Origin of the sequence: Polaribacter sp. 20A6, assembly GCF_011378915.1 — a bacterium.
Lineage (GTDB): Bacteria > Bacteroidota > Bacteroidia > Flavobacteriales > Flavobacteriaceae > Polaribacter > Polaribacter sejongensis.
This window is the reverse complement of the sequence record NZ_WTPZ01000007.1, coordinates 36038-58521: the sequence shown is the minus strand read 5'-3', so window position 1 is coordinate 58521 and position 22484 is coordinate 36038. Positions and strand designations below refer to the sequence as shown.

Annotated in this window: 23 protein-coding genes and 2 tRNA genes; 10 read left to right on the top strand and 15 right to left on the bottom strand. The window is 30.6% G+C overall.

What is annotated here, in order from left to right:
* Positions 1-23: 23 nt before the first annotated feature.
* From GQS57_RS15360 to GQS57_RS15350, 3 genes are all read right to left on the bottom strand, one after another.
* The gene (locus GQS57_RS15360) at positions 24-929 is read right to left on the bottom strand and encodes a NifU family protein (protein WP_165733749.1); all 906 of its coding nucleotides are present in this window, start codon (positions 927-929) and stop codon (positions 24-26) included.
* Positions 930-1061: 132 nt separating this feature from the next.
* A complete protein-coding gene (locus GQS57_RS15355; protein WP_165733748.1) occupies positions 1062-2450 on the bottom strand; it encodes an OmpP1/FadL family transporter in 1389 nt (462 codons plus the stop codon).
* 42 nt (positions 2451-2492) lie between these two features.
* Positions 2493-3770 (bottom strand): hypothetical protein, encoded by a 1278-nt coding sequence (locus GQS57_RS15350; protein ID WP_165733747.1) that lies wholly within the window; start codon positions 3768-3770, stop codon positions 2493-2495.
* Between the two features lie 155 nt (positions 3771-3925).
* Between GQS57_RS15350 and proS the strand changes: the two genes are divergently transcribed.
* The 5 genes from proS to rpsT (GQS57_RS15325) all read left to right on the top strand — a co-directional run bounded on the left by proS (position 3926) and on the right by rpsT (GQS57_RS15325) (position 6575).
* Positions 3926-5404 (top strand): proline--tRNA ligase, encoded by a 1479-nt coding sequence (gene proS / locus GQS57_RS15345; RefSeq protein WP_165733746.1) that lies wholly within the window; start codon positions 3926-3928, stop codon positions 5402-5404.
* 95 nt (positions 5405-5499) lie between these two features.
* Positions 5500-5571: transfer RNA gene (locus GQS57_RS15340), tRNA-Glu, on the top strand.
* A 34-nt stretch (positions 5572-5605) separates the two neighbouring features.
* On the top strand, positions 5606-5857 hold the full coding sequence (gene rpsT, locus GQS57_RS15335; protein WP_165733745.1) for a 30S ribosomal protein S20: 252 nt from the start codon (positions 5606-5608) through the stop codon (positions 5855-5857).
* A gap of 358 nt (positions 5858-6215) precedes the next feature.
* Positions 6216-6287, top strand: a tRNA-Glu gene (locus tag GQS57_RS15330).
* Between the two features lie 36 nt (positions 6288-6323).
* Complete coding sequence (gene rpsT / locus GQS57_RS15325; RefSeq protein ID WP_165733744.1) at positions 6324-6575, top strand: 30S ribosomal protein S20; 252 nt, start codon at positions 6324-6326, stop codon at positions 6573-6575.
* A gap of 294 nt (positions 6576-6869) precedes the next feature.
* Here the strand turns inward: rpsT (GQS57_RS15325) and rodA are convergent, their stop codons facing one another.
* From rodA to GQS57_RS15290, 8 genes are all read right to left on the bottom strand, one after another.
* Positions 6870-8150: a rod shape-determining protein RodA gene (rodA, locus tag GQS57_RS15320; RefSeq protein WP_165733743.1), complete on the bottom strand. Its 1281-nt coding sequence runs from the start codon at positions 8148-8150 to the stop codon at positions 6870-6872.
* A gap of 1 nt (position 8151) precedes the next feature.
* Entirely contained in the window at positions 8152-10017 is a 1866-nt protein-coding gene (gene mrdA, locus GQS57_RS15315) for a penicillin-binding protein 2 (protein ID WP_165733742.1), read from the bottom strand.
* On the bottom strand, positions 10017-10520 hold the full coding sequence (gene mreD / locus GQS57_RS15310; RefSeq protein ID WP_165733741.1) for a rod shape-determining protein MreD: 504 nt from the start codon (positions 10518-10520) through the stop codon (positions 10017-10019). The genes mrdA and mreD overlap by 1 nt, the downstream gene beginning before the upstream one ends.
* Entirely contained in the window at positions 10513-11343 is an 831-nt protein-coding gene (gene mreC / locus GQS57_RS15305) for a rod shape-determining protein MreC (protein ID WP_165733740.1), read from the bottom strand. The genes mreD and mreC overlap by 8 nt, the downstream gene beginning before the upstream one ends.
* 19 nt (positions 11344-11362) lie before the next feature.
* Positions 11363-12391: a rod shape-determining protein gene (locus tag GQS57_RS15300; RefSeq protein WP_068449442.1), complete on the bottom strand. Its 1029-nt coding sequence runs from the start codon at positions 12389-12391 to the stop codon at positions 11363-11365.
* Between the two features lie 78 nt (positions 12392-12469).
* Positions 12470-13996, bottom strand: a complete 1527-nt coding sequence (purH, locus tag GQS57_RS15295; protein WP_165733739.1) for a bifunctional phosphoribosylaminoimidazolecarboxamide formyltransferase/IMP cyclohydrolase — start codon at positions 13994-13996, stop codon at positions 12470-12472.
* Positions 13997-14131: 135 nt separating this feature from the next.
* Positions 14132-14257: a hypothetical protein gene (locus GQS57_RS19140; RefSeq protein WP_262887631.1), complete on the bottom strand. Its 126-nt coding sequence runs from the start codon at positions 14255-14257 to the stop codon at positions 14132-14134.
* A gap of 77 nt (positions 14258-14334) precedes the next feature.
* Positions 14335-14787: a GAF domain-containing protein gene (locus GQS57_RS15290; RefSeq protein ID WP_165733738.1), complete on the bottom strand. Its 453-nt coding sequence runs from the start codon at positions 14785-14787 to the stop codon at positions 14335-14337.
* 48 nt (positions 14788-14835) lie between these two features.
* Between GQS57_RS15290 and xrtF the strand changes: the two genes are divergently transcribed.
* From xrtF to GQS57_RS15265, 5 genes are all read left to right on the top strand, one after another.
* Positions 14836-15372, top strand: a complete 537-nt coding sequence (gene xrtF / locus GQS57_RS15285) for an exosortase family protein XrtF (RefSeq protein WP_165733737.1) — start codon at positions 14836-14838, stop codon at positions 15370-15372.
* Entirely contained in the window at positions 15369-15800 is a 432-nt protein-coding gene (locus GQS57_RS15280) for an exosortase F system-associated protein (protein ID WP_165733736.1), read from the top strand. Before xrtF ends, GQS57_RS15280 begins: the two co-directional genes overlap by 4 nt.
* A gap of 44 nt (positions 15801-15844) precedes the next feature.
* Positions 15845-16243, top strand: coding sequence for a hypothetical protein (locus GQS57_RS15275; RefSeq protein WP_165733735.1), 399 nt, complete (start codon positions 15845-15847; stop codon positions 16241-16243).
* Between the two features lie 74 nt (positions 16244-16317).
* Positions 16318-18564: a TonB-dependent receptor gene (locus tag GQS57_RS15270; RefSeq protein ID WP_165733734.1), complete on the top strand. Its 2247-nt coding sequence runs from the start codon at positions 16318-16320 to the stop codon at positions 18562-18564.
* A gap of 45 nt (positions 18565-18609) precedes the next feature.
* Complete coding sequence (locus GQS57_RS15265) at positions 18610-19017, top strand: heavy-metal-associated domain-containing protein (RefSeq protein ID WP_165733733.1); 408 nt, start codon at positions 18610-18612, stop codon at positions 19015-19017.
* 133 nt (positions 19018-19150) lie between these two features.
* Here the strand turns inward: GQS57_RS15265 and groL are convergent, their stop codons facing one another.
* The 4 genes from groL to GQS57_RS15245 form a co-directional block, all read right to left on the bottom strand.
* Entirely contained in the window at positions 19151-20782 is a 1632-nt protein-coding gene (gene groL, locus GQS57_RS15260; protein ID WP_165733732.1) for a chaperonin GroEL, read from the bottom strand.
* Between the two features lie 80 nt (positions 20783-20862).
* Positions 20863-21138, bottom strand: a complete 276-nt coding sequence (gene groES, locus GQS57_RS15255) for a co-chaperone GroES (protein ID WP_068449432.1) — start codon at positions 21136-21138, stop codon at positions 20863-20865.
* Between the two features lie 175 nt (positions 21139-21313).
* Complete coding sequence (gene secG / locus GQS57_RS15250) at positions 21314-21646, bottom strand: preprotein translocase subunit SecG (RefSeq protein ID WP_165733731.1); 333 nt, start codon at positions 21644-21646, stop codon at positions 21314-21316.
* Entirely contained in the window at positions 21643-22449 is an 807-nt protein-coding gene (locus GQS57_RS15245) for a hypothetical protein (protein ID WP_165733730.1), read from the bottom strand. The genes secG and GQS57_RS15245 overlap by 4 nt, the downstream gene beginning before the upstream one ends.
* Positions 22450-22484 lie beyond the last annotated feature (35 nt).

Below are 22484 nucleotides of genomic sequence, written 5' to 3'. Positions count from 1 at the left end.
AAAGCATAGTGCGTATTGCAAGTTTATCCGTTAATTGCTACTACTTCGTTAATCTGATTTGGTAACATTTCTTTTAGTAAGCTTTCTATTCCGTTTTTTAAAGTAGCGGTAGAAGAAGGGCAACCACTACAAGCACCTTGTAAAACTACACGTACTATTTTGTTTTCTTCATCATAAGAACGGAAAGCGATATTACCACCATCACTTGCAACTGCAGGTTTAATGTATTCATCTAAAATATCTGATATTTGTGCAGGAATTCCTTCTAATGCTACTTGTGGTTCAGCTATTTTATTTTCTGATGTTGATTTTTCTTCGGTTGGTAGTTCTTTAATAATCGTTTTTCCAGAAACTAAGTATTCACGAATAAAAGTTCTTACTTCTGCATAAACATCATTCCATTCTACCATATCATATTTGGTAACCGATACATAATTATCAGAAATAAATACTTCTTTTACAAAAGGGAAATTAAAAATTGCTTGTGCTAAAGGAGATGATTTGCTAGCTTCATCTATATTTTTATACTCAACATCTGTTTGTGTTAAAGATTTGCTGCTTCCAAACTTCATCACCGAAGGGTTTGGAGTTGCTTCTGCATAAACCTCTATAGCTTCTTTTTTAGAAGTTGGAGATTCGTTTACAACAACGCCATTGTCATTTAAATATGCTTCAATTTGTTCTTTAACTTCTTCTTGTACATCTATCCATTCTAAAATGTCATAACGTTGTACAGCAATAAAATTTGCGGTAATAAAAATCTTTTTTACAAAAGGTAAGTAGAATAATTCTTGCGCTAGAGGTGAGTTTTTAGCTTCATCTATATTATTATATTCATAACTTCCTCCATTGATTAAAATTTGATTGGTATTAAATTTTATAATGGTATTGTTAGTAGTTTCTTGAATTGTTATTTTTACGTCTTGCATAGTGCTAAATATTGATTTGCAAAATTAAGGGAAAAAAGGGAGATAGAATTGTTTTTGATATGTTAAATAAAAATCCGCTTGCGGATACTAGTTGTATCTACAAGCGGATTTTTTATTGTATGTTGTTATCGTTTACAAATTAAAACTAATCGATGCTGTAATCGTTTTATTGTCTATTTTTAATTCTGATGGATTTACTACAGTATTAAGGTTTGAGTATAAATTGTATACACCAGTTCTGTTATTATCGCTAAAAGAAAAGTCTAGTTTCATATTCCCAAAGTTGTAACCTGCACCTAAAGAATATCCTTTTAAATTATCTGAGGCTATAGATGATTTGCTAGGATCTTGCTCAAATTTATAACCACCTCTTAGACTAAATCTATCTATACGCCATTCTGTACCAATATTAAGAGAATGTGTGTTTCTTAAGTCGTTTTCAAAAAACTCATTTTCAACCGTAAAACCACCGTTGGATAATTTTATATTTTTATAATTTTTGTTGATGTAATCTAAACTAATTAAACCATCTTTTCCAAAAATAAAGGCAGCACTTGCGGTTATTTTACTTGGTGTTTTTAATTTATAAGATATAAATTGACGAGGATTGTTTTCAGAAAAGGAGTAAACTTCATCCGGGAAAAAAGCTGTTTCTCCAATATCAATATTACTGTCTTGGTTGTAATTTGTGTCTTGTAAGATTTCGGTATACCAAGTTGGTGTTTGATAAGCTAAACCAAATCTGAAATTTTGATTAGCTTTATAGATAAATCCTGCGTTTGCAGAGAAACCTGTTCCTGTTGTAAGGTTTTCTTGATATAATTCTACGTCAAGGATATTGCCGTCTTTATCACTATTTAACTCTGTTAAAACAGATTGTTGAGTAAAATTCAAATCATAAAAATTTAGACCTAAACCTACGTGTAGTTTGTTTTTATGAACTGATGAAAAAGCGATGTTTAATTCCGTTGTTTCTCCGTTGTAATTTGTGTCGTATAGCTGTCCAACTGTGTAATTGTATATGGTACCTGGATTACGAGGGTTTGTGTCGAATCTAGTAACAGTTTCATTTCCTTGTGCTGAAAAACTGTTTTCAAAATCGTTCGTAATTCTATAGTTAAAACCAATTGCAAATTTATTCCAGTCAGATCTGTAAGCACTGTCAAAAACTAATACAGCACCGGCGTGAGAAAGGTTGAAATACTTATTGTTAGTTGTTGTTTTTTCTCTATCATTTAAATTAGCGGCGTTTCCATATGTGGCAGCAATACCTGTATTTCTAGAGTTTATTGTTCCTGTAAAATAGCTATTTGTAAATACAGAAATGCCTGCAGGGTTAACGCTCATTGAAGAAACATCTCCACCTAATGCACCAAAAGCGCCACTCATTGCTGTAAATCGGGCAGAGCCATTATCATCATTTTTAGAAAATAAGATACCTAAATCTTGGTATCTTAAAGATTGAGAATATGTTGTAACTGTTACTGCGAATAAGAAAGCTATCGTTATAATTTTTTTCATACTAGTATTTGTTTGTTACCTTTTAAAGATTGTATAACTTTTTTATCCTCTTCTTCTAGATGAAGAAGAACTGCTAGAGCTACTGCTTCTTGTAGAAGAACTTCTACTTGGTGTGCTTCTTGTTGATGAAGACCTAGTTGGAGTACTTCTTGTAGAAGATGATCTAGATGAAGACGAACTTCTTGTAGATGGTGTATAGGTATTGTTACTCCTGCTAGAAGTATTGGTTCTACTTCTTGTTGATGTATTTTTTGTAGAACTTGAGCTTCTAGTTGTTGCAGCTCTGCTAGTACTTCTATTTGTTGATGAATTAGAACTTCTAGTAGTAGAAGGTGTTGATGCTCTTCTTACAACTACAACTTGCCTGTTGTTTCTACTATTTGTATTGTTGTTTACGCTTGCGCTATTATTTCTTCTTGTTGTTGTAGAACGACTTCTAGTCCCGCTGCTTCTTGTGCCACTACTTCTAGTTCCGCTGCTTCGTGTAGAAGTACTACTTCTAGTACTTCTTGTAGGAGTTGTACTTTTTCTTGTAGTTGTAGTAGATCTTCTTCTAGGTGATGTTGTTGTACTAGTTCTCCTACTTGTAGTGTTTGTAGGTCGTCTATTTACAGTACTACTTCTTCTACTTGTTGTAGTTCTGTTTCTAGAATTAATGGTACTACTTCTTCTGTATGTACTATTGTTAGTTGCTCTTCTTCTGTAAGTATTATTAGTATATCTATTATTGTAGTTTCTATATCTGTTAGTGTAACCATAATGATAAGGTTGGTAATAATAAGGAGAATAAAAACCTACATTCCAAGCATAATAATTATGGTAAGGATGCCAATAAGGATTATGATTCCAAGCATATCCTCTATAATTCCAGTTTCTATACCCCCAAGTATCGTAGTAATTATAACCGTAATAATTATTCCAATATGGACTTTCAATTACATTTATATTTACAGCTACATCGTTGTTGCTGTTTTGACCCCAAGGTTGGTTAGATTTATAGTTTAATGTTTCATCTATATCTGCTTCATCAATATAAATGGTGTCTGCAGAATTGTAGTTGTCAACATCTGTAAAAACATCATTATTATCTACATTTTCTAAACTATTTAATTTGTTTAAAAAATAATTATCATTGTAATCATCATATCCATCTTGATCAACATAGATTACATTTCTATTTTCATTATTTGCTGTATCGCTACCATAAATACCATCATTATTATACGCACTTTGGTAAGTACCGCAAGAAACCAATACTAAACTAGTTGTTAGTATAGTTAATAGTTGGCTTAGGTTAAGATTTGTATATTTTAGTTTCATAATGAATATATTTAGATGAATACTTATTTTATTAATTAAATGTAGTTAAAACTCTTTAATTTATAGTAGTTTTGTACTGTTTTCGTATATTATAACTAATTTTTAACAAACATTTACACAATAAAGGTTACAATATTTGTGCCAAACTTTTGATTATGAGTAAACATTTAACAAAAAGAGCCGACGATTATTCTAAGTGGTATAACGAGTTAGTAGTGAAAGCGGATTTAGCTGAAAACTCAGCCGTTAGAGGTTGTATGGTTATTAAACCTTATGGTTATGCCATCTGGGAAAAAATGCAAGCAGAACTAGATAGAATGTTTAAAGAAACTGGGCATGAAAATGCTTATTTCCCTTTACTTGTGCCTAAAAGTCTATTTGAAGCAGAAGAGAAAAATGCAGAAGGTTTTGCTAAAGAATGTGCTGTTGTTACACATTATCGTTTACAAAACGATCCTGAAAATCCAGGTAAATTAAGAGTAGATCCAGAAGCTAAATTAGAAGAAGAATTGGTGGTAAGACCAACTTCTGAAGCAATTATATGGAATACTTATAAAGGGTGGATTGAATCTTATAGAGATTTGCCTTTACTTATAAATCAATGGGCAAATGTAGTTCGTTGGGAAATGCGTACACGTTTGTTTTTACGTACAGCAGAATTTTTATGGCAAGAAGGGCATACTGCTCATGCAACAGAAGCAGAAGCTATAACAGAATCTAAGCAGATGCAAGATGTTTATGCAGAGTTTGCAGAGAACTTTATGGCTATGCCAGTGGTAAAAGGTGTAAAATCTGATAGCGAACGTTTTGCTGGAGCAGTAGATACATATACTATTGAAGCTTTAATGCAAGACGGGAAAGCTTTACAAGCAGGAACAAGTCATTTCTTAGGTCAGAATTTTGCAAAGGCATTTGATGTGAAGTTTACTTCTAAAGAAGGAAAACAAGAACATGTTTGGGCTACTTCTTGGGGTGTTTCTACACGTTTAATTGGTGGGTTAATTATGACGCATTCTGATGATTTAGGTTTGGTATTACCTCCTAAATTAGCTCCTATTCAAGTTGTAATTGTTCCAATTTACAAAGGAGATGATCAATTAGAAGCTATTTCTGAAAAAATGAATGTAATTGTAAAAGAATTACGTTCAAAAGGAATTTCTGTAAAGTTTGATACAAGAGATACGTATAGACCAGGAGCTAAGTTTGCTGAATACGAATTAAAAGGAGTGCCTGTAAGAATTGCAATAGGAAATAGAGATTTAGAAAATGGAACTTTAGAGATTGCTAGAAGAGATACTTTAGAAAAACAAATCGTAGCACAAGATGATGCTGTTTCTTTTATTGAGAACCTTTTAGAAGAGATACAAGAGAACTTATTTAATAAGGCAATCGACTTTAGAAAAGAACACACAACAGTAGTAGACGATTTTAAAGAGTTTAAAAAAGCGATTAAAAATACTGGTGGCTTTGTATCTGCTCATTGGGATGGTACAGAGGAAACTGAAGACAGAATAAAAGAATATACCAAGGCTACAATTAGATGTATACCTAATGATGCTAAAGAAGAAGCAGGTGTTTGTGTTTTAACAGGAAAACCGTCTTCTAAACGAGTTCTTTTTGCAAAAGCATATTAATTTAGAAAAAAAATCATTTTTTTTTCTAAAACTATTGTGAGAATTAAAAAACATTGTATATTTGCAGCCGCAATTAGGATATACTTAATTGTTCTGGTCCGTTCGTCTAGGGGTTAGGACGCATGGTTTTCATCCATGTAACACGGGTTCGATTCCCGTACGGACTACAATGTTTTATTAAAAAAAACAAATTAAAGTATTATGGCAAATCACAAGTCAGCATTAAAAAGAATTAGAAGTAACGAAGCTAAAAGGTTACGTAATAAATATCAGCATAAAACTACTCGTAATGCTGTAAGAGATTTACGTGTTGTAGAAGATAAAAAAGATGCTGAAGAGAAATTAGTTAAAGTTATTTCTATGTTAGATAAATTAGCAAAAACTAATATTATCCATAAAAATAAAGCGGCTAATTTAAAATCTAAATTAACAAAGCACGTAGCTGCATTGTAAGATTTACGCCTAAAAACATTTAAAACTCTGAATATTATTATTCAGAGTTTTTTTTTGCCTTTATTTTAAGTTTTAATACTTATTTCTCTATTTTTTTTTAATATACTGTGTGGGGTATTTTTTAATATCTGCTACTGATATGATATTTATTTAAAACTCATAATTTTCTTTTTTTTGTAAAAAAGTAAGAATGTGGTTTAGTTAACTGATATATAGTAATTTGGGTTGTGTTTGATTTGTATTCGTTCGATGTTGATCAATTATTTTACAAAAAAATGTATATTTTATAAAATTTACTTGCAGGAATTAAAAAACATTGTATATTTGCAGCCGCAATTAACGCATTGTTAATTGTTCTGGTCCGTTCGTCTAGGGGTTAGGACGCATGGTTTTCATCCATGTAACACGGGTTCGATTCCCGTACGGACTACAAGTTTTAATATAAAAAACTAATAAATTAAGTATTATGGCAAATCATCAGTCAGCATTAAAGAGAATTAGAAGTAACGAAGCTAAAAGGTTACGTAATAAATATCAGCATAAAACTACACGTAATGCTGTAAGAGATTTACGTACTGTAGAAGATAAAGCAGATGCAGAAACTAAATTAGGTAAGGTTATCTCTATGTTAGATAAATTAGCTAAGAATAATATTATTCACAAGAATAAAGCTGCTAACTTAAAATCTAAATTAACAAAGCAGGTTGCTGCATTGTAAGGTTTAAAAGCATATAAAATTTAAAAGCTCTGAATGAAAATTCAGAGCTTTTTTTTGTTCAAAATTTAAATAATTATTCTTGTAAAGTATTAAAGTAGTTCTTTACTCTTTGTAAAGAGAATTCTATATTACTATGCTTCTAATTTACTGTTTAAAGGCTTTTCTTTATCCTTGTTAAGCCTATTCGGTTTTGTGTATTATTATCTCTTACAGCGAGGTTTTTATAGTCTTGTATAAGAATAATAATTAAAAGTTAATAAAATAGTTGTGCTAAGAGAAGGTTTAATACTTACTTTACCAATCGTAGTGTTTATGGGCATCTAATCTAATAAAGATAAAGAGTAAGATTGTAAAACCCCAAAGAGACGAACCTCCGTAGCTAAAAAAGGGTAGAGGTATACCAACAGTTGGTAGTAAGCCTATAACCATTCCTATATTTACAATAACATGAAAAAAGAGAATGGAAGCTACACTGTAGCCGTATATTCTTCCAAACTTATTAGCATGTGTTTCCGATAGATATATTATTCTATACATCATCAACATAAAAAGAATAATAACAATACTACTTCCTAAGAAACCCCATTCTTCTCCAATAGTACTAAAAATGTAATCCGTATGTTGTTCTGGTACAAAATTTCCTTTAGTAATATCTCCTTTTAAAAAACCTTTTCCTGTCCAGCCCCCAGAACTAATTGTTAATTCTGATTGGTGTGAGTTGTATCCAATATTTTTTTTATCAGTTTTTAAACCTAATAATACTTCAAAACGATCTCTATGGTGTTGTTTAAAAATATTGTTATAAGTTAGGTTTGTTCCGAATACAAAGAGTGCGGTAACTATGTATAGTGCTAATACTTTATACCAATTAAATCTAAAAAATGTTTTTCCTCCTCTATAAATGGCATAACCAACAGCGATTGTAATTAATGATAATAGGGTAATTAATACAGAAGCAAATCCGAAGAAAATAGTTGAAATAAAAATAACGATAGCCAGAGTACCTAAAATTATGTAATTTAGGGTTAATCCCTCTCTGTTTAGAACAAAGAAAAATGCCAAATAAATTAAGGCAGAACCTGCATCTGGTTGCAATGTTATTAATACGGCGGGTGTAAAAATTATTATAAAAGCCTTTATTTGGTTTTTAACTAAACCTAAATTGTATTGTCTATCACTTAAAAGCTTGGCAACAGCAAGTGCTGTAAATGCTTTTACAAATTCAGAAGGCTGTAAACTCATACCCCCAAAACTAAACCAAGATTTTGCACCATTTATTTCTTTTCCAAATGGAAATAAAAGAATTAACATAATCAATGAAACTATGTAGAATATACTTGAGTATTTCTCGTAAAATTTTGAATTAAAAAAAAGGATGATCACAATTAATGGAACACTTAAAATAATCCAAAGAATTTGTTTACCATAATTAGTAGAAAAATCTAATATCTGTATATTATCTTCAGTTTTGGATGCAGCATATATATTCATCCAACCAAAACCTACAAGAATAGCAAATAAGAAAACTAAAAGCCAATCGATCTCAGCAAAAATGTTATTTCGTTCTTGGCGCAATTTATTTAGTTTTTTGATTTAGTTTAGCGTAAATATCTTTTAAGTTTAAGTCTAACATTCGTTGTTCTCTATATTTATTTTCTTTAGAGATACTACCATTTATATACTTTTCTATCAGTAAACTGGTAATTGGAGCAGCTATTGTAGATCCATATCCACCATTTTCAACAAAAATTGCTATCGCTATTTTAGGGTTTTCTTTAGGTGCAAATGCCACTAGAATTGAGTGATCCGGTAGTTGAATTTTTTGACCGTCTATTCTAGCAAAGTTTTCTGCAGTTCCGGTTTTTCCACAAATTTCAATACCTTCTACTTGATTAAATCTCCCTGTTCCTGTTTTAAATACTTCATGCATTGCTTCCACTACTGGAGAAAAATACTTTTTATCTATCGTTGTTTTTTTTGCAATTGTATATACAGAATCTTTAATAGGATTTTTATTCACTTCTTTTAATACGTGTGGTGTATAGAAATATCCTCTGTTGGCAATTACTGCTGTAAAATTAGCTAGTTGAATAGGTGTTGTTAAAACTTCTCCCTGACCAATTGCATTGGAAATAGTAGTAGAACCATTCCAAGAATATCTATAAATATCATCATAATATTTTCCGGTAGGTATTAAACCTGGACTTCCAGCAGGTAAATCATAACCTAAATAATTACCTAAACCAAAGCTGGCAATATGGTTGTGCCATGTATCTAAACCTTCTGAGGGTTTATTGTTTTTTTCTATAATTTTCTTATAGGTTTGAGAAAAGTAAGTGTTACAAGATCTAGCAATGGCTGCTTTTAGTTGTACTGGCCTTCCTGTAATTCCGCAATGGCATCCCATAAATGCACCTGCTCTACTACCGTATCTAAAACCATGGTTACATCTAAAACCTGAATCCTCTGTAATAACACCTTCTTGAAGGCCAATTAAAGCATTCATCATTTTAAAAGGAGAACCAGGAGCATAGGTAGCCAACAACCCCCTGTCATAAGAAGGTTTACTTATGGTATCATTAAATAGTATTGTAGAGTTTCTAGATCGTTTTCTACCAACCAACATGTTAGGATCGTAGGATGGTGCAGTAACTAATGCTAAGATTTCTCCGGTAGATGGTTCTATAGCTACAATTCCACCTCTTTTACCCGACATAAGTTTCTGTGCATAAAGTTGTAGTTGTATGTCTAAGGTTAATGTTAAGTCTTTTCCGTTTTCTGGAATAGTGTCGTATGAACCGTCTAAATAAGATCCTGTAACTTTATTTAGGTTGTTTCTTTGTAAGTATTTTTTACCTTTAGTTCCTCTTAAATAATCTTCATATTGCCTTTCAATTCCATCTTTTCCAATTAATTCTCCGGGTTGATAATAGGCATTTTCTTTTGCTAAAGTTTCATTTACTTCTCCAATATAGCCAAGTACATTTGCAGCTGCATTTATAGGATATTTTCTAATGATTCTTTTTTGAATAAAAAAACCAGTGTATTTATGTAATTTTTCTTGAAGAAAAGCAAAATCTTCTTTTGCCAATTGTTTTAAAAATACAGAAGGTAGGTAAGGGGCATAATTGTCTGCTTTTTTTAATCTTTTTAAGAAATCTGCTTTATCAATTTTTAATAGATTACAAAATTCTAATGTATCTAATGGTGTTACCTGGTTGGGTTGCACCATAACGTCATAAGAAAGCTGGTTTGCAACTAAAAGTTCTCCGTTTCTATCATATACGTATCCTCTTTCTGGATAATCATACTCTATTTTTACGGCAGAATTATGAATAGGGTCATAGTTAGCACCTCTAATTACTTGCAATTGAAAAAGTCTACCAATAAAAAGAATTCCGATAAGTGTTATTAAAAAATAGAGTAAAAAACTTCTTTGCATTATTCGCTTTTAGTAAAAATATAAGTTCCTAGAAAAAATAAAATCAATGTAAAAACACTAGAGTATAATGTGTTTAAAAAAACCATTGATAAATTTTCAAAACTAAAATTAGCAAAAGTAAAATAAATAAGGTGATGAATTACTGTTAAAGTTACTACATAGTTGAAAACTTTACCAAAAGATTCAGATTTTAAGCTAAAGAAAGGATAGTCTGCTGGTATTTTTCTAAAATATACATTCACAAAAAACAACCTAATATAAGCGATAAATAAAGTTGCAAATGCATGTATACCTCCAGAATCTGAAAAGAAATCAACAAATAGTCCTAAAAGGAAACTTATGAAAAGAAAGGAATATCTTTTTTCATTTAAAGGGTATAGAATTACAAAGCTTATATAAAGATATGGATTTATATGGCCTAAAAAATTGATGTTATTTAGCACTAATACTTGCAAGAATAGCAAGAATAAAAAAGATAAAATTTGATTTATACTTTTATTCATTGCTCGTGTTTTCTAAAAATTGTAATTCTTCCTTATCTAAATTTTTAACAATATACACATAACCAAGGTTACTCATATCATTAAATAACGTTACATCTACTTGGTTGTTAGCGGTGTTTCCTTTGTTTATTTTAGAAATCGTTCCAATAGGTATTCCTTCAGGGAAAATAGTGGATTTTCCTCCTGTTTCAATTGTGTCTCCAATTTTTAATGGCGCTTGTCTTGGCATATCGTGTAACTGAACAATATTGTAATCTATACTGTTCCATTTTAACGTTCCATAATAAAAATCATTTCCTTTAAGACGTGCATTAATACCACTATTTTTATTTAAAATAGATTGTACTCTCGTATAATTATTTGATGAGTTTTCTGTAATTCCAATAATTCCTTTACTATTAATTACAGCCATTTCTTTATCTATATTTTGATTTTTACCTTTATTTATAGTTAAAAAATTAAATGGTTTAGAATAATTATTGTTGATGATTTTTGCGTTTGTGAAAGTGTAATTTTGATGGTATTTTGTTGAGTCCATCACAGTAGAATCAATATCAAAATTTACAGATTTGTTTTTTTCTAAAAGATTTTTTAGACGTGTGTTTTCTTCTGATAATAATTTATTTTCAGACTTTAATCCTAAATATTCTGTAGAATTAGAAAGGGTTGTAAGAAAACCACCTGTCACACTATTAGCAGAGTTTATAAACTTGCTTTTATGAAAACGAAGGTTGTTAAAAGTGAAAGTTAGCGCTATTAACTCTAACAATATAAAAAACAGAAAATACTTAAACTTCTGAAAAAAATAGATAATCTGCTGCATTGTAAGAACTTAAAAACTACTATTTCATTAATACATTTTTGTATTTTTTTAATTCTTTTAATGCAATTCCTGTTCCACGAACAACTGCTCTTAAAGGGTCTTCGGCTACATAAACAGGTAAATCTGTTTTTCTAGACAAACGTTTGTCTAAACCTCTTAACATAGAACCACCACCTGCTAAATAGATACCTGTATTATAAATATCTGCAGCCAATTCTGGCGGAGTTTTAGAAAGAGTTTCCATTACAGCATCTTCAATTCTTAAAATAGATTTGTCCAATGCTTTTGCAATTTCTCTATAAGAAACTTGTACTTGTTTAGGTTTTCCGCTTAGTAAATCTCTACCCTGAACCAACATTTCGTCTGGTGGAGTTTCTAAATCTTCTGTTGCGGCACCAATAGTAATTTTAATTTTTTCTGCAGTAGATTCTCCAACATGTAAGTTGTGTTGGGTACGCATGTAGTACATAATATCATTTGTAAAAAGATCTCCTGCAACTTTTACAGATTGATCACAAACAATACCACCTAAAGCTATTACAGCAATTTCTGTTGTACCACCACCAATATCAATAATCATATTTCCTTTTGGCTCCATAATGTCTATACCAACACCAATTGCAGCAGCCATAGGCTCATAAATTAGATAGATTTCTTTTGCATTCATGTGTTTAGCAGAATCACGAACAGCTCGTTTTTCTACTTCTGTAATTCCCGAAGGAATACAAATAACCATTCTTAATGCAGGTGGAAATAATCGTTTTTTAATTGATGGAATTTGCTTTACAAATTCTTTAATCATCTGTTCAGACGCCTCAAAATCTGCAATAACTCCGTCTTTTAAGGGACGAATAGTTTTAATATTTTCATGGGTTTTTCCTTGCATTAGGTTGGCTTCTTTACCAATTGCAATGATTTCTCCAGTAATTCTGTTCCTGGCAACAATAGAAGGACTATCAATAACCACTTTTCCGTTGTGGATTATTAAAGTATTTGCGGTACCTAAATCAATCGCAATATCTTCCGTCATAAAATCGAAAAAACCCATAAAATATATTTGTTGTTTTATTCTTGATGTATTCTTACAAAATTACTAAAATTCTGTATGTAAAATACATATTTATTATTAATGTTTAAAATGTCTTGTTCCTGTCATTACCATAGATAAATTGTTTTCATTACAATAATCTATACTTAATTGGTCTTTAATAGATCCTCCAGGTTGAATAACACTTTTTATTCCTGCATTATCTGCAATTTCTACACAATCAGGGAAAGGGAAAAATGCATCACTTGCCATTACACATCCATTTAAATCAAATTTAAAAGAAGTTGCTTTTTCTATAGCTTGGTTCAATGCATCAACTCTACTTGTTTGTCCTGTTCCACCAGCTAATAATTGTTTGTTTTTAACAAGTATTATGGTGTTCGATTTTGTGTTTTTACACAATTTAGAAGCAAATAACAAATCATCTAACTCACTTTGAGTTGGTTTATTGTTGGTTACGTACTTTAAATCTGATAATTGATCTGTAATACTATCTTTATCTTGCACTAAAGAACCATTTAAACAAGTTCTAACAGTTGTTGTTGGTAATGCAACATCTTTCTGAATTAAGATAATTCTGTTTTTCTTACCTTTTAAAATAGCTAATGCATCCTCAGAAAAAGAAGGAGCAATTACAACTTCGCAAAATAAAGTATGAATTTTCTCTGCAGTTTCTTTGTCAATTTCTGTATTTGCAATTAAAACACCACCAAAAGCAGAAACAGGATCTCCTGCTAAAGCATCTGTATACGCTTCACTAATTGTGTCTCTTTGTGCAAAACCACACGCATTGTTATGTTTTAAAATAGCAAAAGTTGGTGCTTCTCCTTTAAATTCTTGAATTAAATTTACAGCAGCATCAACATCTAATAAATTATTGTAGCTTAATTCTTTACCATGAAGTTTATCAAACATTGCTTCTAAGTCACCAAAGAAATATCCTTTTTGATGAGGGTTTTCTCCGTAACGTAAAACGTTTGCATTTTGTTCACTTGCTTTGTAAACTATTTCATCTTCGTTAAAGTAGTTAAAAATAGCAGTATCATAATGAGAAGAAATATTAAACGCTTTTGCAGCTAATTTTTTTCTTTCAGAAATGGTAGTTTCTCCATTTCCTTCAGAAAGAGTATTTAAGAAACCTTCATATTGATCCATAGAAGAAACAATAACAGTGTCTTTAAAATTCTTTGCAGCAGCTCTAATTAAAGAAATACCACCAATATCAATTTTTTCTACGATATCTTGTTCTGGTGCTCCAGAAGCTACCGTTTTTTCAAACGGATATAAATCTACAATTACTAAATCTATTTGTGGAATATTGTATTCAGCCAATTCAGCAACATCGCTTTCATTGTCTTGTCTGTTAAGAATACCTCCAAAAACTTTTGGATGCAATGTTTTAACTCTACCACCAAGAATAGATGGGTAAGAAGTTACTTCGTCTACTGGAATTACTTTGATTCCTAAATCTTTAATAAATTTCTCTGTACCACCTGTAGAATAGATAGTTACATTTAATTCATTTAATTTTTTTACAACTGGTTCTAGACCATCTTTGTGAAATACCGAAATTAATGCGGATTTAATTGTTTTTGAAGTGCTCATTTAGTGTTGTGTTGTTAAGCGTGCAAATTTAGGTAAAGCAATCTTCTAAGGCAATAAAAGATAGTAACAAAACAAGTAAGTAATTAACAACAAACTTTTAATGAAGTTTTTTTAATTAGAAAAAAAACAGATCCACTACTCGGCGTTATCTAAAAAATCTCGAAACCAAACTACAAAATTATCTACAATAGATGTTTTTTTTGAAGCATAATTAGATGTTGAATTTTTAGATGTTATGGTAGTGGATTCGTATTTTCTCATTATTTAGAAGTATGTCGATTTGTGAATTGTAGTATTTTTATCAAAAGTAGTAAAAAGATAAAAATAAATCAACAAAATTACAGAATATTTGATAATTCTTTGCAAATGTACTCTAGAAGTGCTTCGTCTTTTGCGGAAAATGTATTTGCTGTATGAGAATCTATATCAATTTGACCAATATTCTCGCCTGCTACAAAAATTGGAATTACAATTTCAGATTTTACTTTCCATCCGCAAGAAATATAATTGTCTTGAGCAGAAACATCTTGTACTACAAAGTTTTCGTTACTAACAGCTACTTGTCCGCAAATACCTTTCCCAAACGGAATAATTGTGTGTTCTGTTTCTTCTCCTGTATATTGTGCTAATTTTAACTCGTTTTTATCTCCGTTTTTAAAATAAAAACCGACCCAATCATAGTAAGATATTTCTTTTTCTAAATAATCGCATATGGCTTGTAACTTCTCCTCTATTGTAGTGTTAGACGAAATAATTTTGTCTATCTGTTGTTGTAAAGTATCTATATTCATTTGTATATTCGTTGTGTAAATAAGTGGCAAAATTAATTAAAATTTATTGTGAAGAAACATAAAAGCATCATCATTTTTCTGATTAAGTTTTTTGTAACCTATTTTTTATTAGTTACAATTTATAACACTTACTTACAGCGTTCTCAAGAAAAAGAAGGGACTTATAAAACAGCATCCATAACAACACTTGTGGCCGACCAAACCGTAAAAGTGCTTACTTTTTTCGATTATAACGTAGAGGCTGTTCAGCATGATAAAGAAGTTTCGGTAAAACTAATCATAGAAGGTAAATATACCGCTAGGGTTATAGAAGGGTGTAATTCTATTAGTTTAATTATTTTATTTATATCATTTATTATTGCTTTTTCAGGATCTTTAAAAGCGACTTTCTTTTATTCTCTGTTTGGTAGTTTGCTCATTTATACAATCAATGTATTAAGAATTGCATTTCTGACAGTAATGATTTATAAATATCCAGAAAATCAAGAATTTTTACATGGTTTGGTATTTCCTGCAATTATTTATGGTACTATTTTTATGCTTTGGGTTATTTGGGTTGATAAATTTTCTAAGTTTAAAAAATGAGTAAATACCTAAAAATAGTATTAGTATCCTTACTTTTTGTGCTGTTAATTGCTGTAAGAGCTTTTCAGACGAATTTTTTTTATGACCCTTTAATTGTATATTTTAAAAATGATTATTTGTACACGGGTATTCAGAATATAGATGTTTGGAAGTTAGTGATAAATATGTTCTTTAGGTACCTCATAAATTCTGTCATTTCATTAGGTATAATTTGGGTGTTGTTTGAGCGAAAAAAGTATTTAAGATTTGCTAGTTATTTTTTAATGATAGCTTTTGTAATCCTTATTGCTGTATTTGTAATTTTTATTAAAGATAATTTTGAAAGTGGTTATTTGTTGCCTTTTTATATCCGTAGATTTATAATTCATCCACTGTTTTTACTAATATTGTTGCCTGCTTTCTATTATCAAAAATTGAGTAACAAATAATTTTATATAGAATTTGATTTTCTTATTGTAAATTTGCAAAAGCAATGAAACAAATTTTTTCTAAAATAGCGTCTTTCTTATTAGCACTTCTAGTGTTGTTTTCTACGTTTTCTTTTACGGTAGAAAAGCATTACTGTGGAGATTCTCTTATGGACGTTTCTTTTATAGGGAATGCAAATGATTGCGGATTAGAAATGCAAGAAATTGCAGCTAAGACTAACTGTTGTAAAAATGAAATTCATCAAATTAAGGGTCAAGATCAATTAAGGCAAACTCAAGTTGACGATTTTGATTTTTCTAAACAACAATTTTTAGCAGCATTTTATATTTCTTTTAATGATCTATTTCTTGAACAAGATTCTAAAGAAATAAACTACAACAATATTTCTCCGCCTGAAATTCTATTAGATTATCAGGTTATATACCAGTCTTTTTTAATTTGATTTTAATTTTTAAACTATAAATATTGCCTAAAGGCGATAAAAATTAGCGTTATAAATTAAAATTAATACACATAATGAAAAAATATATAATTAGTGGTTTTCTGCTATTTATTCCTGTCATACTCTTTTCTCAAACTACATTTAAAGGGATGATTATGGACAAAAATAATCCTAAAGATAATTTAGGTGTTGCCGATGTAACTGTACATTGGTTAAACACAAACGTAAGTGCAATTACAAATAAGAAAGGTTGGTTCACTATAGACTATAAACCAGAATATAAAAAATTAGTAGTTAATTATTTAGGATATAAAACCGATACTTTAACTATTGATAACTTAGATCCTATTCATCATTATATTACTCCAGAAGGTGATTTAGATGAAGTAATAATTAAAAGTAAACGAAATGCAATTCAGAAATCATTTTTGTCTACGGCAAATATGTTTACTGTAAATTCTGAAGAATTGCTAAAAGCTGCGTGTTGTAATTTGGCAGAAAGTTTTGAAACCAATCCGTCTATAGATGTTAGTTTTTCTGATGCTTTAACAGGAACGAAACAAATACAAATGTTAGGATTAACGAGTCCGTATTTGTCAATTACCCAAGAAAATATTCCTTCTGTTAGAGGTGCAGCTCAGGTTTTTGGGCTCACATTTACGCCAGGTACTTGGGTAGAAAGTATTCAAATTACAAAAGGAGCTGGTTCTGTTGTTAATGGGTATGAGAGCATATCCGGACAAATAAATGCAGAATTGGTGAAGCCTTTTTCTGATAATAAACTCTTTGTAAATGCTTATGGTTCTTTAGATGGTAGGTTTGAATTAAATACACATTTTAATCAAAAAGTATCTGATAAATGGTCTACAGGTGTTTATATACATGGAAATTATAGAGGTGAAAAATTTGATAAAAACAATGATAATTTTTTAGACAGTCCGTTAGCAGATCAAATAAATGTAATGAACCGTTGGCAATATGTAGATGCAGAAAAAGGTTGGGTGAGTTTTATTAATGTGCGTTTTTTAAATGATGAAAAACAAACAGGAGAGATTGATTTTAACCCTGATACTGATAGGTTATTTCCAAGTTCTGTGCCAACTGCTAATGATACATGGGGGAGTGAAATAGATACCAAACGTTTTGAGACTTCTGCTAAATTAGGCTATGTTTTTCCAGAATTGCCTTTTCAAAGTGTAAGTCTTCAGTTTGCGTATAGCAATCATCAACAAGATTCTTATTTCGGACAAAAAATTTACGATATAGAGCATGAAAGTATATTTTCTAATATTATTTTCAATTCTATAATAGGGGATACTAGAAATAAGTTTAAAACAGGACTTAGTTTTACGCATGATAAATATGAAGAATTGGTAAATATTACCAATTACGATAGAAAAGAAACTTCTGCTGGTGCTTTTTTTGAGTATGCTTTCGATAATTTGAATGATTTTAGTTTAACAGCAGGTTTGCGTATAGACACACATAATTTATTAGGAACTTTTGTAACCCCTAGAATTCACGCAAGATATGTACCTTGGGAAAACAGTGTTTTTAGAGCATCTGCAGGAAGAGGCAAGCGTAGTGCTAATATTTTTGCAGAAAATCAACAATTGTTTGCTAGTTCAAGAGTCATTAATATTGATGATGTTGGCGGTAATATCTACGGATTAAATCCTGAAGTTGCATGGAACTACGGAGTTTCTTATATGCAAAGGTTTAATCTATTCAATAAAAAAGGAGATGTTACTTTCGATTTTTATCAGACAGATTTTTCAAATCAAGTAGTGGTAGATTGGGAGAACCCACAAGAAATATCATTTTATAATTTAGACGGAAAAAGTATCGCAAATAGTTTTCAGGTTGAAGTAAATTATAACATTGCGCCGTATTTTAATTTTAGAACGGCATATAAATATTTTGATATTTCTACGGATTATACTTCGGGTAATTTGCAAAAACCGATTCAACCTAAGAATAGATTTTTTGCAAATCTTTCTTATGAAACACCTGTAAAGGAAAATAATGCACACTGGAAGTTTGATGTTACTTTTAATAACATAGGTGAACAGCGTTTGCCAAATACTGTTAATTCTTTGGGGTATTCAGATCCTTATCAATTATTAAACTCGCAAATAACAAAGGTTTTTTCAGACAAGTTTGAAGTATATGTTGGGGCAGAGAACTTGACAAATGTTCAGCAGAAAAATCCTATTTTAGGTAGTGATAATCCTTTTGGTTCAAACTTTGATAGTACCATTGTGTATTCACCAATTTTTGGAAGAGCATTGTATACAGGATTAAGATTTAAGATTAAATAACCCACGCAGTGGAAATAAGTAACATAATATAAAATTAGAAAAAAGATGAAAAAATTATTATTCGTATTCAGTTTATGTTTGATTGGTTTCTCAACACAATCTCAAGAAGTAAAAAAGAATAAAAGTGCAAAAGTGTCTATAGAAGTAGATGGAATTTGTGGTATGTGTAAAAAACGTTTAGAAACAGCTGCTTTAAAAACAAAAGGCGTAAAATTTGCAATTTGGAGTGTAGAAACACATCAATTAAATGTAATTTTAGACGAACGTAAAACTGATGTAGATGCGGTTCAGAAAAGTGTTTTAGCAGTAGGGCATGATGTTATTTTAGATGAAGAAAATAAAATAATTGCAACAGATGAAGCGTATGGTTCTGTGCATGGATGCTGTAAATATAGAGATGAAGAAATTATTACAGATCACAATGGAGAATTGAAAAAGCAGAAGAAGGAATAAGTTTTTTACTTATAAAATCTAAAAGTTTTGTTTTTCGAAACCAAAAAAAAATCCGATAGAAATTAATCTATCGGATTTTTTAATATCTCTATTTCACCCAAGAGTAAAATAAATTATCTATAGCGATTCGCTATTACATCATTCCTGGCATTCCACCACCCATTGGAGGCATTCCTGCAGGAGCATCTTCTTTAATGTCTACTAAAGCACATTCTGTAGTTAAGATCATTCCGGCAACAGAAGCAGCATTTTCTAATGCAACACGTGTTACTTTTTTAGGATCTATAATTCCAGCCTCTAGCATATCTACGTAAGTATCACTTTTAGCATCATAACCAAAGTCTTTTTTACCTTCTAAAACTTTGTTTAAAACAACAGAACCTTCACCTCCAGCATTCTCTACAATAATTCTTAGAGGAGCTTCAATAGCTTTATTAATAATTTGTACACCTGTAGTTTCGTCTAAATTATCTGTAGTAATTTTTTCTAAAACTCTTTTAGCGCGTACTAAAGCAACACCACCACCAGCAACAATACCTTCTTCTACTGCAGCTCTTGTAGCGTGTAAAGCATCATCAACTCTATCTTTCTTCTCTTTCATCTCCACTTCAGAAGCAGCACCAACATATAAAACAGCAACACCACCAGCTAATTTAGCTAAACGCTCTTGAAGTTTTTCTTTGTCATAGTCAGAAGTTGTAGTTTCAATCTGAGCTTTAATTTGACTAACTCTTGCTTTAATAGCATCTGCATTACCAGCACCATTTACAATAGTTGTATTGTCTTTATCAATAGTAATACCTTCTGCAGTACCTAAAAGATCTAATGTTGCGTTTTCTAAAGAGAAACCTCTTTCTTCAGAAATTACAGTCCCACCAGTTAAGATAGCGATGTCTTCTAACATTGCTTTTCTTCTGTCTCCAAATCCTGGAGCTTTTACAGCAGCAATTTTTAAACCACCTCTTAATTTATTTACAACTAAAGTAGCTAACGCTTGTCCGTCTACATCTTCTGCAATAATTAATAAAGGACGTCCAGATTGAGAAACTGGTTCTAAAATTGGAAGAATTTCTTGTAAGTTAGAAATCTTTTTGTCGAATAATAAAACATAAGGATTTTCTAAATCTGCAATCATTTTATCTGCATCGGTAACAAAATAAGGAGATAAATAACCTCTGTCAAATTGCATACCTTCTACAACGTCAACATACGTTTCCATTCCTTTTGCTTCTTCAACAGTAATAACACCTTCTTTACCAACTTTAGAAAAAGCAGTAGCAATTAAATCTCCAATAATTGCATCGTTATTTGCAGAAATAGCAGCAACTTGTTGAATTTTTTCAGAAGAATTACCAACTTTTTTAGCTTGTTTTTCTAAATCTGCAATAATTGCAGCGACAGCTTTGTCAATTCCACGTTTTAAATCCATTGGGTTTGCACCAGCAGCAACGTTTTTTAAACCTTCTTTTACAATTGCTTGTGCAAGAACTGTAGCGGTTGTTGTACCATCACCAGCTAAATCGTTGGTTTTAGAAGCAACTTCTTTTACCATTTGAGCTCCCATGTTTTCTAGCTCATTTTCTAACTCAATTTCTTTTGCTACAGAAACTCCATCTTTAGTAACTGTTGGAGCTCCAAAAGATTTAGAAATAATTACGTTTCTTCCTTTTGGTCCTAAAGTTACTTTTACTGCATTTGCTAAAGCATCAACTCCACGTTTTAATCCGTCTCTTGCTTCAATATCAAATTTTATATGTTTTGCCATTTTCTTTAAATGTTTATTTGTTTAACTATTTATTCGTTTAATTGTTGCTACTGAATGCTGCAACTGAAAACTAAATACTTTTAGATAATCGCTAAAATATCAGACTCACGCATCATTAGGTAATCTTTACCTTCTAATTTTAAATCAGTTCCACCATATTTACTATATAAAACAGTGTCTCCAATTTTTACAGTTAATGGCTCATCAACTTTACCATTACCTACTGCTACAACAGTTCCTTGTTGTGGCTTTTCTTTTGCGTTATCAGGAATAATTAATCCTGATGCTGTTTTTGTTTCTGCTGGAGCAGGTTCTACAAGAACTCTGTCTGCTAAAGGTTTAATGTTTAATCCCATTGTTATATTTTTAGTTAATTAATTTATTATTACTAACAGTAAATTGTCAGAAATTGTGCCATTACACTAAAACTGACAATTTTTCTTTGATTGATTTTATTGTTAAATTTTAAGCATAAAAAAAATGCCAACGTGTCATTTACGTTGGCATTTTTAATTTATCTCTAACGGATAATTAATTTAAACTATCGTTAGTTATAGGAGTTGTGTTTTCAACAGGAGTAGAAGTTTCAATACCATCTAAAGTATCGTTTAACTCAAAGTTGTTGTCTCCATCTCTAGGAATTGCAAAGTTTGCTAATAAAATTAATGCAAACATAGCAATTGCTAAAGTCCAAGTTGTTCTGTCTAAGAAATTGTTAGTGTTTTGTACACCACCCAAAGATTGTGCTCCACTACCTCCAAAAGAAGAAGTTAATCCTCCACCTTTAGGATTTTGAACCATCACGATTAAGATTAATGCAACGGCTACAATCAAAATTAGAATTAAAAATGCTGTGTAACTCATGATTTATTTTTTTGTAAAATTTGTATTCTTTTAATTTGGTCTGCAAAGAAACCACTTTTTTCTGGATATTTCAAACTTAAAATTCTATAAGCTTGCATTGCATTTTCATACTTTTTCTGTTCCAAATAAACTTTAGCCAATGTTTCTGTCATTAAAGAGGAATCTTGACTGTTTTTAGCAACCGGAACAGCTACTATTTTATCTTTTGCTAAAGGCTTAATTTTAGGGTTATTTTCTATAAAAGTGTTTATTAAGTACTCTTTTTCTGTAGGTTTTTCTACAGGAGTTTTTTCTATTTGCTTTTTTTCTTCCCTAACAATAGGTTTTTTGGAAGAAAGTTGTAACCATTCTCCAAAAGAGTGATTCTCTGCAGAAGAAAAAGATATCGGCTTGCCAATTTCTAATGCAGTTTCTACTTCAATAATGTTTTCTGAAATTGCTTCAGTATTTTCTACTGGACTTTCAATTGTTTCAGAATGGGGTTCTGTTTCAGGAAGAGTTGCTACTATTTTTTCTGCTGATATTTTTTCAAATATTTGTTGATGAATATCTTCTTTCTGATTACTAAAATTGTTTGAGGTAATATAATTGAATAATAAAGTTCTATCTGTGGTATAAGAAGCAGTTACTTTTAATTCGTTATTGTATTTAAAACTATCCTGATTTTTTAATCCTTTTAAATATAAAACACGTGCTGCTTGAAAATACGGATATTCTTCAACAGCAGTTTTTAATTCAGCAGTTTCCACTTCCTGAATTTGTCTTTTGTTTTTTATTAAATCTATAAAAGTACTTGATTTCAAATCTTAGTTATTTTTATCTACTTTTTACTGAATAC